Source organism: Shewanella surugensis (assembly GCF_023284005.1).
Lineage (GTDB): Bacteria > Pseudomonadota > Gammaproteobacteria > Enterobacterales > Shewanellaceae > Shewanella > Shewanella surugensis.
This window is the reverse complement of record NZ_JAKIKS010000251.1, coordinates 1-2,898: the sequence shown is the minus strand read 5'-3', so window position 1 is coordinate 2,898 and position 2,898 is coordinate 1. Positions and strand designations below refer to the sequence as shown.

3 protein-coding genes and 1 pseudogene are annotated in these 2,898 nt (G+C 33.4%); 3 read left to right on the top strand and 1 reads right to left on the bottom strand.

Annotated elements, in window-relative coordinates:
* Window positions 1–131: 131 nt before the first annotated feature.
* Window positions 132–788, bottom strand: a complete 657-nt coding sequence (locus L2764_RS26580; protein ID WP_248943348.1) for a hypothetical protein — start codon at window positions 786–788, stop codon at window positions 132–134.
* 309 nt (window positions 789–1,097) lie between these two features.
* On the opposite strand from L2764_RS26580, the gene L2764_RS26575 reads away from it, so the two are divergent.
* The 3 genes and pseudogenes from L2764_RS26575 to L2764_RS26565 all read left to right on the top strand — a co-directional run.
* Window positions 1,098–1,601 (top strand): GNAT family N-acetyltransferase, encoded by a 504-nt coding sequence (locus tag L2764_RS26575; RefSeq protein WP_248943347.1) that lies wholly within the window; start codon window positions 1,098–1,100, stop codon window positions 1,599–1,601.
* A 265-nt stretch (window positions 1,602–1,866) separates the two neighbouring features.
* A complete protein-coding gene (locus tag L2764_RS26570) occupies window positions 1,867–2,409 on the top strand; it encodes a hypothetical protein (protein WP_248943346.1) in 543 nt (180 codons plus the stop codon).
* A gap of 392 nt (window positions 2,410–2,801) precedes the next feature.
* A pseudogene (locus L2764_RS26565) lies at window positions 2,802–2,898 on the top strand (IS6 family transposase); the annotation flags it as partial.

Below are 2,898 nucleotides of genomic sequence, written 5' to 3'. Positions count from 1 at the left end.
ACCCTCAATTTTATGCACCTTTTAAAGTTATGGAAGCTGCAAAAATGGTAACAAAATAATTGGTAGTATTATTCATCCCTACCCGCGATAATCCGTATTTATCACTGGTAGAGGGTTACTCAAGAGAAAAGTTATGCTCTATCATTTATATGTTTTAAAATATTTAATCTTTGTTTCATGTAATCAATCTGATCTGATTCGTCAAATTTAGACTGATTACTATACTCCAAGCTAAGGCTTGATAATCTATTTTGAATATAGTTAAAATTATCTAGAATATCTTTCTCCTTTTCAAAGAATGTGTGTTCATTCTGATTAAGAAATTCTAAGCACTTAAGTCCATCATCAGCTCCAATAGGATCACCAAGTGCACGGTCTCTAAGGTTTTCTAGTTTCTGTCCTAGCTTGGGGTTGGTCTCTAAAATTTGCTCTAAATGATTATCAATACAATATTGAAATAAATGACTATTTCCTTCTTTTAGGTAGTTATTTGTGAATACTTGATTAAAACAATCATTTAAGTTTTCTTGAAGCGTGGTTTGAAGTTGATTAGCGCGAGTTGTTAATGCATGTTCATCTGATGTCGTCATTCTCGAAAAAAAATCAATCATGGCATTTAATAATTTTGAAAGTCCATTCATACCATCTAAATTACGCTCTACCTTTACAAGATCATCAACAACTCTAATATCATAATCTTTAGAGCCTAGAGAAATAGCCCCTTCATTAATTATGCCTTGGGGAGTCAAAGTGTTTATATCTGATATTGTATTTATTGTAATCGGCATGAGTTATTTTTAAACAGTTTATGGTTTTTACTATGATGGAAAAAAAATTGATTGAGGTCTATCAAAAAAGTGAATAATTATTATTTTTACATACATTCTAGATCTTAATATTAGGAAGTTCGGTGAGCTATTAGATAAAGTAAACAGCAGCGATAAGCACTATTATCACTGGTAGTGGTAAAGTTAATTTTTATTCTTTATATCTATAACGCATTCCCATACTCAAGTAAATTTATTCTTTTTACAATAGATACTTAGCGGTGATATCTTGTTGCTACTGAATAAGCTGTTAGAGGTCTAAGGATTGATATGAATTCGTTGAATATAAGAGTGATAAATAAGAAAGATTGGGCAATATATAAAGAACTCAGGCTCTTATCTCTACAAGACTCACCGAATTCGTTTGGTAGTACTTATGAGCATGAGATTAAGTTCTCTAAAGAAGAGTGGCTTTCTCGTCTTGATCCAGATAATCAATCGAAATATGCATTGCCACTTATTGCAGAGTTAAATGGTATGGCGATTGGTCTGACTTGGGGTGTACTACACAGTTCGAGTGATAAAACGGCTCATGTATATCAAATGTGGATTTCTCCTAGTGTTCGCGGTCAAGGTGTTGGTCGTTTATTACTTCAAAAAATCATCACATGGGCAAAAGAGTTTGATTTGGATTATGTTTCTTTAGCTGTCTCAACTATCAATGTGGCTGCGGTTAATTTATATCAAACTACAGGGTTTGAACCTTATGGTGCATTAAAAAGTCTTCGAGAGGATTCAGTATTGTCTGTTCAACCAATGAGATTTAAGTTGTGAGATAATCTTGCCTAACAAAGCCATGCAATCTAACTTCGAAAGCTGTCTATTTATGAGTAAATATAACCTGTGATAAGAACAGTTATCACTGGTAGGGCTATCTATTATAAACCTACCTGTTTTCTCTTGTACTGCTTCATGCTTATCAGATACTTACTTTAGGATTTAACGGTTTTACAACAATAAGTTATACATGGTAATTTATGGGCTGATACAGTGGTTGATAAAACTATCTTGCCGCTAAATATATTGTAAGGTTAATTAAATGACGTTTCGACCAATCACTATAGTTATACTATCTATCTTATTTCTTTCAGGTTGTGTAAATACAGTACCAAAGGATTTAGAGTCAATTTCTACAAACATAAAAATTGAGCATGATTCTTTTCAAAATCAAACATGGATAACTACACCACTTTACTTAAGCCGACAAGGAATTACTGATACATTTCCTGTGAAAATAAGCTTTAGATCTCTCTATAAAAATGATATGAGGGAATTCATTCAACTGTATGTTACTTCTACAAATGTTGATTGGGGTTTTTATCACTCAGCTAACGGAGAAGATGGCTATTCATTTGGGTTTTCTGATATTGACCGTGAAGTATCTACGGTTGGTAATATGGTTACGACCGAAGAGCATTTTGGTCTCATATTTCCTATTGATTATTTAGAAAAGATGTCAAAAAAGGACTGGAAGATTAAAGTGTATGGTAAGCGATACGGAGGAGTCTTTATTGTTCCTGAAAATATGTCTAAGGCTTTTATGAACAAACTTTCTTGTTATGAATCAGACAAGTGTTCTTAGAAAAACTTAAAAATAATAAATACTGATTCTGCATAAACTGTCTAATATACCAGTGATAATCGAGCCTTATCACTGGTAGTGAGCCTCAAATTTTAATACTCCAGATCCTCTCTACTCGTTCTAGAATCCCTAGTATTAAAACTTATGCTATATAACTTTGTAGTTATTCACTGGATAGGTTTAAATAAATTGAAAACATATTTTAAACACAATGATGGCTCTATAGTCGATAGCAATAGTCAAGTTTTATTTTTCAGCATGGAAAGGTTTATCTCAGATATTTGCGAAGGGAATTGCTGTTTCATGTGCGGAACCTCACCTGAAAAAGCGGCTCCGTTGCAAAGTTGGCTATTTGAGCCACACTCATTAAAAACCACATCATCGGATCCATTATGTCAGACTTCAAAGGCCGACACTTTACTGGCGACATTATTCTCTGGGCTGTACGTTGGTACTGCAAATACGGGATAAGTTACCGCGAACTGAAAG

Bases quoted from the DNA above. Each gene is read 5' to 3' on its own strand.
- L2764_RS26570 (WP_248943346.1), top strand. From the start codon at position 1,867: ATGACGTTTCGACCAATCACTATAGTTATACTATCTATCTTATTTCTT.
- L2764_RS26575 (WP_248943347.1), top strand. From the start codon at position 1,098: ATGAATTCGTTGAATATAAGAGTGATAAATAAGAAAGATTGGGCAATA.
- L2764_RS26580 (WP_248943348.1), bottom strand. From the start codon at position 788: ATGCCGATTACAATAAATACAATATCAGATATAAACACTTTGACTCCC.